Raw genomic sequence first — 17,011 nt, 5'->3', positions numbered from 1 at the left:
GTGCTGCCGGGGATCGCGGAGGCTCTGCCGGACAGCTGGGCTCCGCACATCGTGCCGTACCTGCCGAGCAACGCCGGGCAGGCGCTGGTCACCGTCCGCCCGGACACCGCGATGCTCGCACCCTGGACCGGATTCGCGGTGTTCTGCGCGTACGTGGTCGTCGCACTCGTGGCCGCGGCGGTCCTGCTCAAGCGCCGGGACGCCTGAGCACTCCGGCAGGGGGCTCCTGACTGGGAATCAGAGCCAGCCGTCCGCGAAACGAGGAACCACCTTGAACGAAGCTTTGGCACCGAAGACCACCCCGGAGGGCGAAACCGCCATCCGGTGCTCCGACGCCGAACGTGAGCAGACCCGCGCCCGGCTGTACGCCGCAGCCGGCGAGGGACGGCTGTCCATCGACGAAGTCGAGGAACGGCTGGCCACGATCGAAACAACTCGCTACCGGCACGAGCTCAATGCGCTCCTGGCCGAGCTGCCCGCCCCGCAACCCGAAGCAAGCGAAGGGTGGCGATCGATCCTCGACGCGGTATGCCGGCAGCTCGCCGCCGATATCGCGACGTTGCTCAACCGCGGCGGCGCTTCAAGCGGACGAAGGCGCATGGTGATCGCGGTGATTGTCCTGGCCGGGCTGCTGACGTCCGCGGTGTTCCTGGTCGCCGCGTTCCACGGATTCGGCGGAGACGGCTTCGAGCACCACGAATTCGGTCACGGCTGAGCGCATGGGAACCGGTGGACTGCGGACTCGCCGAGCGACCTGCGGGGAGAGGTGTGCGCCGGCACCGGCTGCGCAGGTCCGCCGATGGGCGCCGGTGGCTGTGCGAGGGCCTCCGGAGCCGAACTCTCGTTGCGCAGGGCCGATACGCGCACGCCGCCCGCGGCGAGAATCACGCGAGGAACACGATCGTTTGCCACAGTCCGCCCCGGGCCGACCGCTCCCTGCTTGCCCCGGCGGCACCGCCGGGAAGCACGTCGGCCTTCGTGACCGACAGGCAGACGACCGTGACGACGATGGCCGCCACGAAGATCACGCTCGTCATCGTCGCCCCCCCAGGCCCAAGCCGCCCTGACTCGGCGGCTGGGACAGGTAGTCGCCGAGCGACGCGCCCAGCGGCCGGGTCAGCACGTAGATGAACCAGAAGCCGAGAACCGGGTGCAGCCCGAACCGCCACGCGATCGCCGTGCCGACGACCAGCGCGGCCACGATCAGGCCGGTCACCAGGAAGCCGAGCCCCAGGACCTCGGCCATGAGGTCACCACCGCCGTCGCGTGACGATCGAATGGATGGACAACCTCTTTTCCGCCGCGTACCAGCCGAGGAAAGTCGCCGACAGCAGGACGCCGAACACGATGGTGCTCGCTTCGAGCGGCAGGCCGGCACCTTGCTCAGCAGGGCGCGGCTGGGCGCAGGAACCCGCAGTGAGGTCATGGGTCTCGCAATCTCGATCGCTGGTCTGGACGCATCGCGGCCCCGTCCGTCTCGCCGACTGTCCGAAAGCGACGGTGGCCGAGCCCGACCCACCGCAGGCGACGCGAGCCTGCCGGGCTCGCTTCCGCCGGTACGACAGCGGTGTAGATTGACTACATGCGGAACCGGCGGAAGGACGCGATGCGACGAGCTCCCGGCGCGCTCGAGGCCGAGGTGCTCACGGTGCTGTGGAGCGCGGGCGAACCCCTCTCCCCCACCGATGTCCAGGCGAGGCTGGAAGATGACTTGGCCTACACGACGGTCGTGACCATCCTCACCCGGCTGCACGACAAGGGCGTCGCCACCCGAGAGAAGCACGGACGCTCCTTCCGCTACCACGCCGTCGACGACGAGGCCGGTCTCGCCGCCCGGAAGATGACCAAGGTCCTCGACGGCGAGCCCGACCGCGGCAGCGTGCTGGCCCGGTTCGTGACGCAGCTGTCCGAGTCGGACGAAGAGGTCCTGCGCGCGCTGCTGCGCGGCGAAACCGGGAGCTGACCGCACGTGGACGCCGACCTCCTGGTCCCGCTGCTCCTGCCCCTGCTGGCCTGGCCGGTGTCGCGGTTCGTCGCGCCCCGGCTGCCACCCCGGGCGGCCGGCTGGCTTCTCACCGGCAGCAGCCTCGTCCTGGCCGCGGGCAGCACCATCGCCTTGCTGCTGCCGGCGTTCGCCGGGCTCTCGCTGATCCCCGCGGTCGCCGACGCCGGGCACTGGTCACCGGACGCGCTGCGGAACCTCGACGCCGTCAGCGTCCCCGTCTCGATCGTCAGCGGTGTCGTGCTGGTGGTGCTGGGTGTCCGGCTCATCCGCACCAGCGTGCGCTATCTGCGCTGGGCGCGGCGGGTGTCGCGGGAACTGGACGAACACAGCCGGGACGGCGGGGTCGTGCTCCTGCCCGGCGAGGAGCCGGTGGCGTTCTCCGCACCGGGCCGGGGCGGCCGCATCGCGATCTCCAGCGGCATGCTGGCCGCGCTGAGCCCGAAGGAACGGTGCGCCCTGCTCGCCCACGAGCGCGCTCACCTGACCCTGCGCCACCACCTGTTCCTGATCGCCGTGACACTGTCCTCGGCACTCAACCCGCTGCTGCGCCCGCTCGGCGCCGCCGCCGGGTTCGCTCTCGAACGGTGGGCCGACGAGACCGCGGCCGCCCACGTCGGGGACCGCGGCCTGGTCGCGCGGGCGGTGGCGAAGGCCGCACTCGCCGGCCGCGCACCCCACGGCTTCGCCCTGGCGGCCACCGGTGGCCCGGTGCCGCGCCGGGTGTCCGCGCTGCTGGCGACACCGGCGGCCGCCGGCCCGGCGGCGGTGCTGGGCAGTGCGCTCGTACTCGGCCTGGCCGCGCTGTCGGCGCAGACCGCCCTTGACGGCGCGGCCGAGCTGCACGACGGCATCGAGATCGCCCAGACCGCGACGCCCGGGCAGTCCCCGAGCGCCCTGCGGGCACACCACGACCATCACCGCGGCGCCCTCGCCCGCACGTCGGTGTGGCACGCCCGCTGATCGGTCAGCCCAGCCCCGGCAGAACCCTGGTGCCCTCCTCACGGACGGCGCGCAGAGCCCACGGGTCAGGACCGAGCAGACGCAGGATCGTCGGCGCGATCTGCGTGGTGGCCACCGGCGCCCCGATCGCGCGGGCCGGGTGGCCGGGGCCGGTGACGACCAGCGGGACATCGCGGTCGTCGGGCGCGGCGCCCCCGTGTTCGGCGATCTTCTTCGTGCCTCCGGTGTAGACGACGCCGTAGCGGGTGATCCCGAAAAGGTCGGGGACGCGGTTCAAAATCCTGAAGCAGCAGCCCGCCCGCCGATGACTGGGAGGCAAACGCCGACCCCGCACCACCACCTTGTACATCGGGATCGACGCCGGCGAGGCCCGGCGGATTCCCGGCATCCGCAAGGGCTGGGCGCCCTGGTCCGTGGAATTCCCCGCTGACCGCGGAGCCGGACCTAAACCAAGGACGCGATGCTCGGCGAGGCCCGTGCCCTCGACCTGACCCCGCCCGCCGCGTACGAGGAGGGCTTCTCCCACTCCAACTATCTCCGGACTAACGAGGCTCGCGGCGCCGCACCCGACCTGGCCAGCTACGACGGCTGTTGATCAATTCCAGCCCACGCGGTCGCGCTGGGCCCTGGCGGTCCGTCGTGACGTGGACCTGCTGGATCGGGTCCTGGTCCGCAACGCCACTCTCCGGACCAGCGATCGCGACACAGGCAGCGCCGCGTACTGGCACGGACCCGGCGCCCGTAGCTGCACCAGTGATTTCAAGACCACGCAAGTCGAGTGGCTGATGGTGCGCGTGGTCAACGAGTCCGCGGCCAGCGAAGCGCATCCGGAGCACGCCTGGCCCCGGATCGCCATGAAGACTCTCGAAGAGCTCAATACCGCTGCTCATACCGCCCGCGACGCCGGCCTGGCCGCGATTCCCGCCAATATCGTCGATCCGTTGCTCTCGAGGTTCGTCCGCACTGTCCACCTTGGTCTGCTGCTGCACCCGCCGGATCGGGGTCGCAAGCAAAGCAAGACCCGTAACCTGCTGGTGCGCCTGCGCGACTACCAGCAGCAAGTGCTGTTGTTCGCCCGCGACCTGACTGTCCCGTTCACCAACAACCAAGCCGAACGCGACCTCCGCATGATCAAAGCCCAGCTGAAAATCTCCGGCGGCTGGCGCACCCAGCGTGGCGCCCAGGCATGGTTGCGCGTCCGCGGCTACATCTCCACCGCCCGCAAGAACGGCCTCCACCTCATCACCGCGCTACGCGACGCCATCACCGGAAACCCTTGGCTGCCAACAACTATCAAAATGGCCTGAACAGTTACACCGTGATGCGCCGGACCAGGAGGTCGGGCACCCGTCCGGAGATCGCGCTCCGGCGTGCGCTACACCGCCGAGGTCTTCGGTTCGTCGTCGATCAGCCGGTTCCGGGCGGGAATCGGCGCCGGCGGGTCGATGTGCTCCTGCGAGGCACGCGCATCGCAATCTTCGTCGACGGTTGTTTCTGGCACTCCTGCCCTGAACACAGGACCGTTCGGCCCGGCCCACACCGCCGAAGGCCCGGCGTACACAACCGGAAGGTCGAAGAGGTAGCGGCGCCAGCGGGGTATGCGACCTGCTGGTCGATCGTGAATACCTCTGCCAGTTCGGCGACTGCTTATACTGGGTGTCGTGAAGCACGGACGGCTTCCGCGCGGCGGGAGGCCAGCCGTCGCCCTGGAGGAGATCGAGGCTGGTATCGAGGCCGCTTGGCTGGCGTTCCTGGCAACCTTTGAAGTCGTGGCCGGCAGCCCGGACGAGACATCACTGGCCGAGACAGTGCTGCAAGATCCATCGGAGTTCGAGTGGCGTGTCGTGGATGGTGCCTTGAACCGTCTCACCTGCCAGGAGTGTCGCAGCACGCTCGGCGCCGGCCGGCTGGGATGTCATCGATGCGACCAAGCGAACGGATACCGGTTCGCCGCCAGGGAGATCGACCGCCCGCACGTTCCCCCCGGCAATGAGCACGCGCTCCGGGTCGCATCCGCCGTGGCGCGAACCAGGCACCGATACAGCCCTCGGGCACGATGCGGCTATGAACTGGGCCTCCCCAGCCTGCTTTCCGGGGACCTGCCGACGACCGCCGAGGCTCAGGCACTAAAGGCCGCGATCAACGAACTCAGTGACGCCGAACTGGACTCGGCCACCTCACTCGCCGACGTAGTAACTCGGAGCCCGCGGCAGGATTGACCTGAGGAAGGACGCCTTCAGGTAGTGATGTTTCGGCTGTGAGGAGGCGGTTGAGTACGCCTTCCCGCAATTAGGCGAAGGTATCGACGGAATCTTGCTGCTTCCAGTCATCGACGAGCTGCGAACTGACGCGCCGCACCTCCACGAGTCGTTCACCGCACTCCGCGACCGGGACGGCCGCAACCTTCGGGTCGGTCATCAAGATGATCTCGCTCACGGGGGCGATCATCTCGTGGCCTGGGTTCACGCCGTCCCGGTCGCCGAGTTCAACGCCTACCTCGACCGCGAGAACACCGATCCGGCGGCGGATCTCGTCGGCTACCGGCAACACGCGGTCTGGCTCAGCCGCGGCGAACTGGAAGAGATGATCGGCGAACTACGTCGCGTGCTCCTGCCTCGACTGATCAACCAGCCGACACCAGAGCGCGCGCAATACCTGCTCAGCCCGATCCTCTTTCCAATTGAACAGCCAACCACCAACCCCGCGGAGACCGACTGAGACACCGGCCCGCTCAGACGACCTCCTGGCAATTAGCCAGCCCCTCGTCCACGACACGGTCAGGCTCTGCGAGATCCACCGAGAATAGACACTACGCCGCAACGAATCTCACGAGCGATGTCGTATACGACCCACGTACGACATCGCTCGTGAGATTACGACGTCAGCCGTGAGACCCTACAGGTTGTGTAGGGTCTCACCGCACGTGACATGTCGATCTTGTGCGACCTGCAGGTTCGAGTTGTCTCACTCCGATGTCCCTCAAGGTCGGTCTCAGTTTCGTGGCATTTCTTCAGTGACAGCGCTGCACGACGGTAGCGTCGACCGGGCAGCGAGGCACCGGTCCAACGCCTCCACGAACGCACTCCCTGCGGCTATGGGCGGACCCTGCAGCCGGAGGAAGGGCGCGGGACCAACGTCGCCATCTATTCCCAGAGTTGCCACAGCTGGGCATTGCGGTCTTCCCCGACACTGAGGAGAAGGCTGCCGTCGGGGCTGAACAGTGCCCGGGTAACCCAGTCCCGGTGGGTGATCCGGAGGTCGGACGTGCCGTCCGAGGACTTTCGCAGGTCGGTGTGGGGCCCGCCGCCAGAGGTCAGCAGGTGGAGGCCGTCAGGGCTGAAGACGACATGGCCGGCACCGGTGGGCAGCGTGAGGACCTGTGTGCCCGTGAGGGCGTCCCAAACGGTGATAGCCCATCCGTTCGCGGACGCGATGAAAGCGCCGCCCGGGCTGAAGGTCACGCTCGTGATGTTGTGGAAGCGCACGGGGTGGATCCGCAACCGGAGCAGCGCCTTTCCGGTGGCCGCGTCCCAGACCTCGGTGGTGGCGTCATCGGCGTTGTCGCCGAGCAGGTAGGTGCCGGTGGCGAGCCGCTGGCTGTCCGGGCTGAAGGCGACACTGCCGATCTCGCCGGTGTGATGGATGTTTATGATTTGCCGCCCAGTGGCGGTGTCCCAGATCTGCAACAGGTCGCCGCCGCCGGTGGCGATGCGGGTGCCGTCTGGGCTGTACGCCAGCGTCTTGATCCACCACGAGTGGCGGAGCCGGAGGGTTTCCCGGCCCGTGGCGACCTCGAAGATCCTGGCGTGGCCGACCATCCGGCCCAGCGGCCAGAGGCGGATCGTGCTGCCGGTGACCGCGCAGTGGCGGCCGTCAGGACTGAACGTGACCGCTCCGGACGGGACGAGCATGCGCAGCGGCGCCAGCCCGTGGCGGACACGGCGAACCCGGCGCCCGGTCAAGTCGACCAGGTCGGTGGCGCCGTCGCGGAACAGCGCTACGGTCGTTCCGTCGGGGCTGAACGCGACGTCGAGCAGCCGTCGAGGAACGCGGAACGCACGCACGAACGTGGCCGAGAAATCCTTGTGGGAGCGTCGGTGCGAGTGCCGTGCGATGGGCGTGGGCACTGGGGAAGTGGGTGGGGGCGGGGCGTGTCGCGCAGCCAGGTGGTCCTGGAAGTCCGCGTGCCGGAACTGGTAGATCGGACCGACTGCGCGCAAGAGACCGAGCCGGTGGGCATCTTCCAGGAAGGACATCAACCGGCGGGGTGTGCGGCCTTGGCGGGCCAGGTGCACGGTAGCTGCCAGGTAGGCGGGCCACGCATTGTTGTGTCCTGTCACGAGGGCGTAGCCGGCTCCGGCAGCCAGACCGAGCGCGGCGCCGAGCGCGACCAGATGAGCGGCAGCCCCTGCTACGGCGATCACGACCGCTCCGACCGTGGCCGCCAGGAGCCCACCGAGCAGCAGGCGAACGACGTGCGTGGCCCGGTCCGCGTGCCAATTGCTGTACGGGGTGCCAGCCGCCGCCTCCCCCGTCGGCGCCACGACCCATTGTGAGAGCCGGTCGTTCAGTCGTCCGAGGACCAGAACTATCCCGGTCAGCACACCGAGTCGCAGTCCGTCGTGGAACGCCGTGGTGAGATCCGTGAACAACAACTCGGCCGCGGTGTACAGGAACCACATGACAGCGCAACAGAACGCGCCGAACGGGAGCGACCGGACGAACAGACCTGGCAGGAACCCGAACCGCCGCGACAGACCGCGGACCGCGGGCGCCGGCGCATGGTCCGTCCAGTACCCCGTGTACTTGCCCTCCCTGAGGAGGAACAGGAGGAGCACCGCCAGTGCGGCGGAATCGAGGGTGCGCAGGTGGAACGCCGTATGGCCGACCAGCGTGAGCCAGCCGGTGCCCACCAGTGCCACGACCAGGAGGAGCGCCGGTGCGGGCAGCGGGTGGGGCAGCACCATCGTGGGCAACCGCCACCACGCGAAGTCTCTGCTGCCCGTGCTGAGCTGGCCTTGTCGACGCTCACCTGGGCTCTGCCGCATCACGTTGGCGAGGTGGCCGAGCCAGCGTTCGACGTGCACGGGATCCCAGGCGTGCAGGGGGCGGTACTGCGTCGCGTCCTCCCCACTCGCGGGCGGCCGTACGCGGATGAGTTCCGGGATGAGCCGGTCGAACAAGCGCGCGTGCAGTGCCGCAGTCCCGGCGAAGCGCGCATTGTCCAGCAGGCCCGAGGGGTCTGCGGTGGGCTCGTACGCGGTCCGCAGCAGCCACAGGCCCAGCGGCCTGGACAGGACTTCGGCCAGTGGGCTGGATGGGTTCGCCCGGAGGCCGTCAAGCAGCAGCTGCCAGCCGGAGTGGGGAAGCGAGCGGCCGATCACCTCGGCGAGATAGCCAGCCGCGGCGTCAGCCGACATTGGTTCGGCGCTGATCACCGCTGCCCTGGTGATCAGCTGGCCAGCGCCGGCCGCTTCGGCGTATTCACGGGTCCGGCTGGTGAGCACGAGCTGTGTCCGCTTGTCGAGCGCCTCGTTCACCAGCCGGAGAATCCGTGGCCGCACTTCCTCCGGTAGTTCGTCGAGGCCGTCCAGCACGGGCAGTATGTGCCCGAGTGTGAACAACCGCCGAGCCGGGTATGGCGTCGGCTCACGCAGTGCCGGGTAGGCCTCCGCCAGGCGGACAGTCAACCAGCTCTCGAACGTCGTGTGCTTCGTGATGTCCCAGTCGGACACCGACAGCATCACCGGCACCGGGTCGCCGCTCTCCCAGGTGGCCACGAGCTCTCGCACCAACTGGATCGCCAGCGTGGTTTTGCCCGCACCGGCGCCCCCCGCAATCACCAGCCGCCTGGTCGCCAGCCCTCGGAACTCGGCAGCGAGCCCCGCGATGTCCTCGGCCGTCCCTGACCAGTTCACCGAGCCGCCGAGCACCACCTCACCGACCTGGCCGCTCAGCTCCACCGCGGCGGTGAGATTCCACCGCACCGGCATCGGAGCCGGATCCGAAAGAGACCGACTGCGGACTGCCTCGGTCCGCCATTGGATCTCGACGGTCTCGCGGAGTGCCCGCAGGGCCCCCTCCGGCGTCGTCGACCCGGCAACCCGCTCCAGCAGCGGCCCGCCCTGTAGCACTATCGCGGCAACTACCAGCAATCCGGTGGCGATCCAGACGAACAGCACTCCGCCGCCCGTCACCTGCACGGTGTTGGTCGCCAGGTTGCCAACCAACGCGAGGGCGACACCGACCATCACCGCTGAAACCGGAAGGAGCCGACGCCGCATAACACACAGCATCACCACCCGTCACCGTCCACACAACACCTGCGCCGCGCCCAGAACTCAGAATCATGGGTACGCCGCGTGTGTCTGGATCGGTGAAGACGACCACCACGGGGCAGTCAGTCGCGGCAAACGCAAACAAATCGGCATGTGAAGACGCCGCAGCACTGATCCAGTCCTAATGGTCCACGGGCCAATGAGGAGGGCAGCGGCGGCGAGGATCGCCCAGCAGCCGAGCCCCCGCTGCCACGCCACCCCGGTCGGGGTGAGCAGCGCGCCGACCGCGGATCCGGCGCCGAGGCAGGTCGTGTAGCAGGCCGCGTAGCCGGGGTCGCGGCGCGGACGATGACCGGCAGCAGTGCGCCGAGGACCGCGATCGCGAGGCACGCCGCGGTGGTGCCTGCGAGGACCGCGACGTCGCCGGGCAGGGTCCGGGCGACCAGCGAGACGGGTCAGGGCGGCAAGTGCGCTGCTCACGACGGCGCGGATGCCGAAGCGGGCCCGGATCCGCCACGCGGTCCAGCCGCCGACCGCGAAGCACCAGGTCGGGAGAGCGACCAGGGTTGCGGCCAGGGCCGGAGACACGTCGGCGCCGGCCTCGATGCGGGCGAGCAGGGCTCCGATGCTCGTGACGGTGGGCCGCAGGTTGAGCGCGAGGACGGCAACCGTGAGGCCGGTGGCAACGGGACTGACGACCGCCGTCCGGCGGCCGGCGCGGGCGGTGGTCACGACACACCACCGGTGTCTCTTGCGGCAATTGGGTGAACGTCGAGTCCACCGGAGCAGAATCCGTTACGCGCCTTCGGCGGGTTGCGATTCCCCAGGCATGGAGCGCTACCGCAGCGGCTGGTTTCATCGATTATTGGCCTCGACCGGCGCGAACGGACGCGGCGGTCGCCCAGGTCGTGATCGAGTGCACCTTGTCAGCCGGTCACAGCACGCGATTGATCGTTGTTTCGGGGCAACTCGGGTCAGCGGATCGCGACCGGTGGCGGCCAGAACGTTGATATTCGTCGTGGTCGCCTCTTTCGCCACCCTGATCGCGGCGTCATGTGATCCCACGACGCCGCCAGCTGCCGCGAAGTTTGATTGGGGGTTACTCGACAAAGATGCTGGTCAGGGCGCAGAGCTACTGGACGGCGGGAACGCCACGCTCGACCCCGCGCACAGATATGTCGTGACGTTCCGTGCCAACGACCCAAAGGGCGTTTCGAAGGTGTCTCACTACGCCAGTGGCACCTTCAAGTGCCAGACCGACGTCGATCAGAACGGACAATCCTTCACGCTTGGTGGGCTGCGGGTGTCCATCCGTAGTGTCGAGACCGCCATCAATCCTGGTCTGTACTACGGATTCGTGATGGGTCCCGAGTTTCGACCAGACCGGCTGTCCTGCGGCAAGCACGCAAATTCGGGACAGGTGCGAGAGTACTTCGTAGGCGCTGGCACCTTGGAGGTGACAGGTCAGAGCACAAACCACGCAGGTGAGACAGTGACCGCCAAAGTTCAACTCCGAATTTGAACGGAAATAGTACATGTCTGACAACGCCGCTGCAACCACGGTGACGCTCATGATGGGCATCACTGACTACGCCTATGATGCACAGGGCCTCGCTATGTCGACGGACCATCTCACGCGCGTGAGACTTCCTGAGCAGTTCGCTGCCGAGGATATCGCGCGGATGAGGACGGACTTCGAACTTCTTGCCAAGGCGATGCGAGATCACCCATCAGAGATGGCCCTCCTTCTGGGCGCCCATTGCAGCAAGGACGCCGCAGTCTCACGGCGCATCGCCGACGAACTCGGCCTGTCGGAGGACAATTTCAAGGCACAGGGCGGCGGCATCATCTGGGGCGTGGTGGCAGCTGCCGTGCTATGTGACGTCTTGACGGCCTGCCTGACCGGCTGGACATTCGGGACTCCTCTCGATCCCTCGGCGTAGATCCGTCAACTCTTGGCTCGTCCAAGACCGCGCGGTCGCCGAACTTCGGGGTCCAGTCCGCGTCGGTGCGCGCCACCAGCACAGGTGGCGCCGCCAGCCGGCGGTGGGCGGCGTGTAGGAGATGCCGTGCCGCGCGGCGTAGTCGCGCATGGCGGCCTTGAACTTCTTGTCGGCGGTCATGGTCGTCTCCCTGCGGGCGCTCGATCCCACGCATCTCGCGCCGCGAAGTCCGGGGCAAGGGTCGGCCTTCGGCGCCGCCGAGGACGCCCACCCCCACTTGGCCAGCGGCGTCGGCCTCGTTGAAGCCCTGGTTGCAGCGCACGCGGCGCTCGCGAAGGTGCCTGCCGACGTCTCGACGGTGCGCGGCCTCGACCTCCCCCTCGACCGGTCGCTGCTGACGCCGGTCGAGGAACTGGAGGTCATCAAAGCGCGCACCACCCTGATCGAGCGGTGCCTCGCGGCCCATTGGATCGGCTTCGCTCTCGAAGCGCTCGATCCGACGCGGGACGCCGCCAAGCCGCGGCGGCAGGGTCTCGTCGATCCGGGCGAGGCCGCGACCTACGGCTACCGCGACCCGGCGGTGTTCACCCCACGCTCGAAGGCGCCCGCCCGGCAGCCGCGGCCAGCGTATGAGGAGACTCCTATTTAGCTCGCGCACCTAACTGGATGGATGCAGGGCGTGCTCGCATGAAAAGGGCCAGATAGTTTGACGCCGACGTCCGCCGCGCGCGTCAGGCTATCTGGCCCCTCGCTGGTCAGCGCCTTGCGGCCGGCCAGCTCTCCTGTCGCTCGACAGCCAGGCGAGTGCTGTCCTGTCCGGGCGAACATGGCGGAGCCCGGCATAGTTGGCGGGTCTCCAGGAAACATGGCGGGACGCCCGTGAGGCTGGCTGGTCGACGACCGGGAGAATGCCCGTGCCCGAGCTGGATCTTGTCCCTGGGGACGCCCCGGCCGCAGTCCTCGGCGGCTTCGAGTTCTCGTACGCCGACGAAGGCAGGGAGCAGCGTGTTGCGCTGACCGAGGCATGGTCGGTGCCGTTCGAAGTGTGTTCGCCGGTGCGGGGGTTCCCCTCGTACAAGGGCCAGCGCCACTACAACGGGCGTTAGTGGACCGCCACGACCGGCGGCCTGGTGGGCTACGAGTCGTGGCTGGAGCGCGACCGGCTGGTTCTCCTGGACTTCGACCCAGACGTCGTCGGCATCGCCTCGCAGCCGTTCTGATAGTGGCGGGAGTTCGATTCGCTGGAGCTGGTCCGTGGTGGGTGCCCGGCCACCCCCATCGAGCTCTTCGGTCGCGTTCGCGGAGGATGGCGGTGAGCAACGCGTAGAGCTGACCGCCACCTGAGACGGCCGGCACCGGTGGTTGCGTCACAGGGCAGAATCGAACGATGACCGGGCACGAGAACGTCATCAGGGGGATCGTGTTCGGGCCGGTTGTGCAGGCCGGGTCGATCAGTGGCGGGGTGCACCTGAACCTGCCGGCGCCCGCACCCGTGGCGCTCGCGGGGCTGCCGCCGGACGAAGGGTTCATCGGGCGCGCCGAGCACGTCGCCACGTTGCGGGAGGTGCTGGGCCCGCGATCCGCCACTTCCGTGTGTGCCATCGCGGGGCTGGCCGGAGTCGGCAAGACCGCGCTGACCGTGCACGCCGCCAAGCTGGCGATGGCCGATGGTTGGTTCCCCGGCGGGGTGCTGTTCGTCGACCTGCAGGGTTACGACACGGCACGGGTCGTCAACGCCCACATCGCCCTGGGCTCGTTCCTCCGCGCGCTGGGTGTGCCTGGTGAGCACATCCCATCGGAACCTGCTGAACGGGCACTGCTCTACCGCTCGGTCCTGGCGACTCGCGCCGCCACCGACGGGCCGATGTTGGTGATCGCCGACAACGCGGCCGATCTCGACCAGGTCCTGCCGCTGCGGCCGGGTGAGCCAGGGCACCGGATGCTCGTCACCAGCAGGCACACCTTGCCGATCCCCGCCGCGCGGCGACTCGAACTGGACGCGCCACCCATGCCGGAAGCACTCGCGATGCTGGCGGGTGCCTTGACCGCGTCGCACCCGGCGGACACCCGCATCACGACCGAACCCGGGGACGCCGCCGCCCTCGCGGAATTGTGCGGGAAGCTGCCGCTGGCGCTGGGCATCCTGGCGCACCTTCTGGCGGATCAGCCGGCGCGGCCGCTCGCCGAGGTGGTCGATCTGCTGCGCGATGCCCATGACCGCATCGGTGAGCTTGCGTACGGGGACTCGATAGCCGTACGCGCGGCGTTCGACGCCTCGTACCAGCGCTTGTCGCCCGAGCAGGCACGCGCGTTCCGGTTCCTGGCGCTCAACCCGGGCCCACACGTCGGGACCGGCGCCGCGAGTGCACTGCTCGACCGGTCCAGCGACCGGGCCCGACGACTGCTCGAGGAGCTGCGCCGGGCACACCTGCTGCAACCGGCGATCGGCGACGGCACCTACCGGTTCCACGACCTGCTGCGCCTCTACGCCGAGGACCACTGCCGCGCCGAAGACACCGGGGCCGCCGACGCGCTGGAACGCCTGCTGGCGCACTACGCCGACGTCGCGGCCGACGCGGACAGCCACCTCGTCGTCCTCGCCCAGGAGGAGGGCCGGGCACCGCGGTTCACGTCTCGGCAGGACGCGCTGACGTGGTTCGACGCCGAGCGTCCCAACTTGGTCGCGGCGGTCGACCGCGCCGGAGCCACCGGTCACCACGCCCATGCCGTCACCACCACCCTGCACATGTACTGGTTCTTCCAACTGCGCAAGCACTGGGCTGACTGGCTCACCACGCACGAGGTCGCCCTGGCCGCCGCCCGCGCGACCGGTGACGACGTCATGGCGGCGACGATGCTGAACCGGCTCGGCAACATCCACCAGGAACTCGCCAGGCCCGAGGAGTCGATCCCGTTCTACGAGGAGGCACTGTCACTTTTCGAGGCCGCCGCAGACGCGCGTGGTCAGGCGCAGGCGCTGATCAACCTCGGGGTCGTGTTCACCAAGCTGGGCCGGCCGGCCGTCGCGCTCGACCACCACGACCGGGCGCTCAGGCGCTACCGGCAGCTCGGCGACCGGATCGGTGAAAGTCTGGCCCTCGCGAGCGCCGGTGCTGTGTACCGGGCGCTCGGCCGCCTCGATGACGCCCTGCGGCACTACCTGCGCTCGGCAGACCTGTGCCGGGAGCTCGGCTACCGCAATGGGGAGGCCAAGAGCTTCAGCAACCTCGGCAACCTCTACACCGACACCGGGCGCCTCGACGAGGGCCTGGCCGCGTACCGCAAAGCGGTCGACATCTACCGCGACCTCGGCGACGAGGCGGGCACCGGCCTGGTGCTGACGAACCTCGGCATCACCTACGACCAGCACGGGGACATCGAGCAGGCGCGGTCCTGCTACGCCGAGGCGGAGGCCGCCTATGAAGCCGTCGCCTCGGAGGAGAGCCTCGAGTGGGTACGTTCGTTGATCGCGCGACTGCCCCCGCCAGGCAAGAAGGCAAGGCGCCTGTTCAAGCGCCGGTGACGGCTGTCGGTCGCGGGTGCAGGCCGAGGCGATGAGGGCTACCGCAGGGTCGTCCTTCGTCAGCCGGTTCAGAAGTTCCTGCGCTGCCGGGCCGCGTGTTCACCTACGACGAGCCCGAACTCGACCTGGCTGGGACCCGCGGGACCCTGACCGTCATCCGCACGCCGGAGGACATCGACTCCATGATCGTCGACGGCCGCGAGCTGCCACCGAACTGACATGCTCGGCCCCGCCACCACCGGTTCCGCCAACTAAGCCCGGACAACTTCGCCGACCCTTGTCCGCACCTACCTGGCGGACCACAGCTCGGCGGCTTGGTCCACCGTCACCCTCAAGCGGACAGGACAAGTGCTGTCCCATCTCGATGAAGCTGGCACCTGACGCCGGCTGCCGGGTTCGTCGGCGTCGGCCGTGATGGCGGCCCGCCGCCGGTGTAGCCGAAGCCGAAGGCGTCGCACCCGACCTTCGGCAGCGGTGGCGTGGGGCGCGATCAGCTGGCTGCTCGGCGAGGCCGACCGGGCAAGTACCGCGGACGCGAAAGCGGCGGCAAAGGTCGACGCGGTCAAGACCGGGCTCGGCATCGGCACCGGCACCACCGGCATCTTCGCGCTGCTGCTTGCCGTCCGGCGTCAAACCCACCAGGAACGCACCGCCGCGGACACCATTCACGACGCCACCGAACGCCGCGTCACCGAGCTCTACACCAAGGCCGCCGACCAGCTCGGCTCACCCAAGGCCGCCGTCCGCCTCGCCGGGCTCTACGCCTTGGAACGCCTCGGAGTCGACCATGTGAGTCAGCGCGCCACGATCATCGACTTGCTGTGTGCGTACCTGCGAATGCGTTACTCCGAACCTGCTGAACCCGACGGCGGCTCGAGTCCGGAGCAGTTTGACCGCTACGAGGATCGGCTCCAAGAAGCTCAGGTCCGGACCGCGGCACAGCGCATCCTGTGCCGCCACAGCACCGACTCCATCGATCTGCACTGGGCTCAAGCGGCCAGGATGATCTTGGATCTCAGAGGAGCGTGCCTTATCGACGCCAAGTTCGAGCTCGCAGACCTGACGGGTGCGATGCTGGACGGTGCTGACCTCAGCGGCGCAGACTTCTCCCACGCGATGCTCGCCGGTGCGAGCCTCGTCTGTACAAACCTCACCGGCGCAAAGCTCTACGGCGTCGAACTCGGACATATTGCTATGCCCCTGAACCTCGTTGACGCGCTACCGGTTGAGCTGCAGCTTTCGCGATTGTAAACGTCCACAGTAAAACCCTGGGCCGTTTCTGGACCATCTGCGGACGATGCGAGGTGATCTCGCTTGGCTCAGCCAGATCGTCCACGGCGTCGGCTTGGGGGTGTGCGCTCCGGCTGAATCGTTTGACTATTTGATTCTTCTGCTGGGGCGTGCGATATCGAATTCGAGTGCAATGACGTGCGGTCTAAGTCCTCTCGATCGAAAATCGTCTCTGCGAGCGTGCATGCTTCCAGCCCGGAACATCGTGCTGCGCATTGCAGATCAGTGGTGGTCGTCTCCCTCCCTTACGTCCACTGCGTTCGTGACGAAACGCTTTGCTAGTGCATCTTGAGTTGGTGGACGCACGTGAGGCAGTTGAGACGCTTCGGCGAGCTCACAGCGTCTACCGATGTCGGAGCAAGGTCCTTCGGTCGCTGCCTCACAGGAGTCCGGCCTGGTGCAGGTGGATCACCGCCGCGAGCGCGCCGTCACTGCCGAGGATTGCGCCGAGCAGGATCTTGAGCAGGGTCAGCGCCCGCAGGGCGCGCTGGTGGTCGGTGGTCGTGAGGGCCACCGCTGTGGCGGCGCCGGCGGCGGTGAGCAGCACCAGCGCGATGAGGGTGACCAATGGCGGTGTACCGCGGGCGGGCCGATCACGGGGGCTGACTCCGACGTGCCGGGTGAGGCCGCGACGGGTGCCCGCTCGGCTTCGGGCCCCGCGGGGCCCGAAGCCGGATCGAAGCGAGCAAAATGACGAACGGGTGGATTCAGTCGGCCTCGTCGGTCACCGGATCGGCCACACCGCGTGTGGTGCACCGATCCCGCCGCGGCGACGGGCGGGACCGGTGCGCCGTCAGGACCAGCTCTGGTTCGCGGACCTGGGATCGCTGCCGGGCCAGCAGGTCCAGGTGCGGAAGCCGGCTGAGCTGTCGTCGATGCAGCGGCCGGTCGCCTGGTTCTTGAACTGGATCGTGCCGTCGGCCCACTTCGTGACGTACCAGCTCTGGTTCGCGGAGTTGGGATCGCTGCCGGGCCAGCAGGTCCAGGTGCGGAAGCCGGCTGAGCTGTCGTC

Annotated in this window: 22 protein-coding genes; 16 read left to right on the top strand and 6 right to left on the bottom strand. The window is 68.5% G+C overall.

What is annotated here, in order from left to right; all coding sequences use genetic code 11:
• On the top strand, window positions 1-207 hold the full coding sequence (locus tag ACFVYA_RS36295) for a hypothetical protein (protein WP_387051512.1): 207 nt from the start codon (window positions 1-3) through the stop codon (window positions 205-207).
• Between the two features lie 64 nt (window positions 208-271).
• Entirely contained in the window at window positions 272-715 is a 444-nt protein-coding gene (locus ACFVYA_RS36290; RefSeq protein ID WP_387051510.1) for a DUF1707 domain-containing protein, read from the top strand.
• A 169-nt stretch (window positions 716-884) separates the two neighbouring features.
• Here the strand turns inward: ACFVYA_RS36290 and ACFVYA_RS36285 are convergent, their stop codons facing one another.
• Window positions 885-1,037, bottom strand: coding sequence for a hypothetical protein (locus tag ACFVYA_RS36285; RefSeq protein ID WP_387051508.1), 153 nt, complete (start codon window positions 1,035-1,037; stop codon window positions 885-887).
• The gene (locus tag ACFVYA_RS36280; protein WP_387051506.1) at window positions 1,034-1,246 is read right to left on the bottom strand and encodes a hypothetical protein; all 213 of its coding nucleotides are present in this window, start codon (window positions 1,244-1,246) and stop codon (window positions 1,034-1,036) included. Before ACFVYA_RS36280 ends, ACFVYA_RS36285 begins: the two co-directional genes overlap by 4 nt.
• Before the next feature lie 336 nt (window positions 1,247-1,582).
• On the opposite strand from ACFVYA_RS36280, the gene ACFVYA_RS36275 reads away from it, so the two are divergent.
• On the top strand, window positions 1,583-1,963 hold the full coding sequence (locus tag ACFVYA_RS36275) for a BlaI/MecI/CopY family transcriptional regulator (protein WP_387051504.1): 381 nt from the start codon (window positions 1,583-1,585) through the stop codon (window positions 1,961-1,963).
• Between the two features lie 6 nt (window positions 1,964-1,969).
• Window positions 1,970-2,965: a M56 family metallopeptidase gene (locus ACFVYA_RS36270; protein WP_387051503.1), complete on the top strand. Its 996-nt coding sequence runs from the start codon at window positions 1,970-1,972 to the stop codon at window positions 2,963-2,965.
• A 4-nt stretch (window positions 2,966-2,969) separates the two neighbouring features.
• Here ACFVYA_RS36270 and ACFVYA_RS36265 read toward each other — a convergent pair whose 3' ends face one another.
• Entirely contained in the window at window positions 2,970-3,242 is a 273-nt protein-coding gene (locus ACFVYA_RS36265; RefSeq protein WP_387051501.1) for a hypothetical protein, read from the bottom strand.
• Window positions 3,243-3,609: 367 nt separating this feature from the next.
• Here ACFVYA_RS36265 and ACFVYA_RS36260 point away from each other — a divergent pair, with 367 nt between their 5' ends.
• From ACFVYA_RS36260 to ACFVYA_RS36245, 4 genes are all read left to right on the top strand, one after another.
• Window positions 3,610-4,272 carry a transposase gene (locus ACFVYA_RS36260; RefSeq protein ID WP_387051500.1) on the top strand — a complete coding sequence of 221 codons (663 nt, stop codon included), beginning with the start codon at window positions 3,610-3,612 and terminating at the stop codon, window positions 4,270-4,272.
• A 14-nt stretch (window positions 4,273-4,286) separates the two neighbouring features.
• Window positions 4,287-4,730 (top strand): very short patch repair endonuclease, encoded by a 444-nt coding sequence (locus tag ACFVYA_RS36255; RefSeq protein WP_387051551.1) that lies wholly within the window; start codon window positions 4,287-4,289, stop codon window positions 4,728-4,730.
• Window positions 4,627-5,184: a hypothetical protein gene (locus ACFVYA_RS36250; RefSeq protein ID WP_387051498.1), complete on the top strand. Its 558-nt coding sequence runs from the start codon at window positions 4,627-4,629 to the stop codon at window positions 5,182-5,184. Before ACFVYA_RS36255 ends, ACFVYA_RS36250 begins: the two co-directional genes overlap by 104 nt.
• Window positions 5,185-5,278: 94 nt before the next feature.
• Window positions 5,279-5,683 (top strand): hypothetical protein, encoded by a 405-nt coding sequence (locus tag ACFVYA_RS36245; RefSeq protein WP_387051496.1) that lies wholly within the window; start codon window positions 5,279-5,281, stop codon window positions 5,681-5,683.
• Window positions 5,684-6,108: 425 nt separating this feature from the next.
• On the opposite strand, the gene ACFVYA_RS36240 is transcribed toward ACFVYA_RS36245, so the two are convergent.
• Together ACFVYA_RS36240 and ACFVYA_RS36235 are read right to left on the bottom strand one after the other, a co-directional pair.
• Window positions 6,109-9,216, bottom strand: coding sequence for an NACHT domain-containing protein (locus ACFVYA_RS36240; protein ID WP_387051549.1), 3,108 nt, complete (start codon window positions 9,214-9,216; stop codon window positions 6,109-6,111).
• Between the two features lie 96 nt (window positions 9,217-9,312).
• Window positions 9,313-9,975: a hypothetical protein gene (locus tag ACFVYA_RS36235; protein ID WP_387051495.1), complete on the bottom strand. Its 663-nt coding sequence runs from the start codon at window positions 9,973-9,975 to the stop codon at window positions 9,313-9,315.
• A gap of 97 nt (window positions 9,976-10,072) precedes the next feature.
• Between ACFVYA_RS36235 and ACFVYA_RS36230 the strand changes: the two genes are divergently transcribed.
• The 7 genes from ACFVYA_RS36230 to ACFVYA_RS36200 all read left to right on the top strand — a co-directional run bounded on the left by ACFVYA_RS36230 (window position 10,073) and on the right by ACFVYA_RS36200 (window position 15,960).
• Window positions 10,073-10,765: a hypothetical protein gene (locus ACFVYA_RS36230; protein WP_387051493.1), complete on the top strand. Its 693-nt coding sequence runs from the start codon at window positions 10,073-10,075 to the stop codon at window positions 10,763-10,765.
• A gap of 13 nt (window positions 10,766-10,778) precedes the next feature.
• Window positions 10,779-11,186: a hypothetical protein gene (locus ACFVYA_RS36225; protein ID WP_387051491.1), complete on the top strand. Its 408-nt coding sequence runs from the start codon at window positions 10,779-10,781 to the stop codon at window positions 11,184-11,186.
• A gap of 148 nt (window positions 11,187-11,334) precedes the next feature.
• On the top strand, window positions 11,335-11,835 hold the full coding sequence (locus tag ACFVYA_RS36220) for a hypothetical protein (protein WP_387051490.1): 501 nt from the start codon (window positions 11,335-11,337) through the stop codon (window positions 11,833-11,835).
• A gap of 265 nt (window positions 11,836-12,100) precedes the next feature.
• Window positions 12,101-12,292, top strand: coding sequence for a hypothetical protein (locus tag ACFVYA_RS36215; protein WP_387051488.1), 192 nt, complete (start codon window positions 12,101-12,103; stop codon window positions 12,290-12,292).
• Window positions 12,293-12,573: 281 nt separating this feature from the next.
• Window positions 12,574-14,709 carry an ATP-binding protein gene (locus tag ACFVYA_RS36210; RefSeq protein WP_387051486.1) on the top strand — a complete coding sequence of 712 codons (2,136 nt, stop codon included), beginning with the start codon at window positions 12,574-12,576 and terminating at the stop codon, window positions 14,707-14,709.
• A gap of 95 nt (window positions 14,710-14,804) precedes the next feature.
• Entirely contained in the window at window positions 14,805-14,927 is a 123-nt protein-coding gene (locus tag ACFVYA_RS36205; protein WP_387051484.1) for a hypothetical protein, read from the top strand.
• A 256-nt stretch (window positions 14,928-15,183) separates the two neighbouring features.
• Complete coding sequence (locus ACFVYA_RS36200; RefSeq protein ID WP_387051482.1) at window positions 15,184-15,960, top strand: pentapeptide repeat-containing protein; 777 nt, start codon at window positions 15,184-15,186, stop codon at window positions 15,958-15,960.
• Window positions 15,961-16,378: 418 nt separating this feature from the next.
• On the opposite strand, the gene ACFVYA_RS36195 is transcribed toward ACFVYA_RS36200, so the two are convergent.
• A complete protein-coding gene (locus tag ACFVYA_RS36195) occupies window positions 16,379-16,567 on the bottom strand; it encodes a hypothetical protein (protein WP_387051481.1) in 189 nt (62 codons plus the stop codon).
• A 217-nt stretch (window positions 16,568-16,784) separates the two neighbouring features.
• Between ACFVYA_RS36195 and ACFVYA_RS36190 the strand changes: the two genes are divergently transcribed.
• Window positions 16,785-17,011: hypothetical protein (locus tag ACFVYA_RS36190; RefSeq protein ID WP_387051479.1), on the top strand; the 227-nt coding region annotated here is incomplete at its 3' end.

The organism is Amycolatopsis sp. NPDC058278, assembly GCF_042881395.1.
Classification (GTDB): Bacteria; Actinomycetota; Actinomycetes; order Mycobacteriales; family Pseudonocardiaceae; genus Amycolatopsis.
Note: the sequence above shows the minus strand (reverse complement) of the source record. Positions and strands in the feature narration are given on the sequence as shown.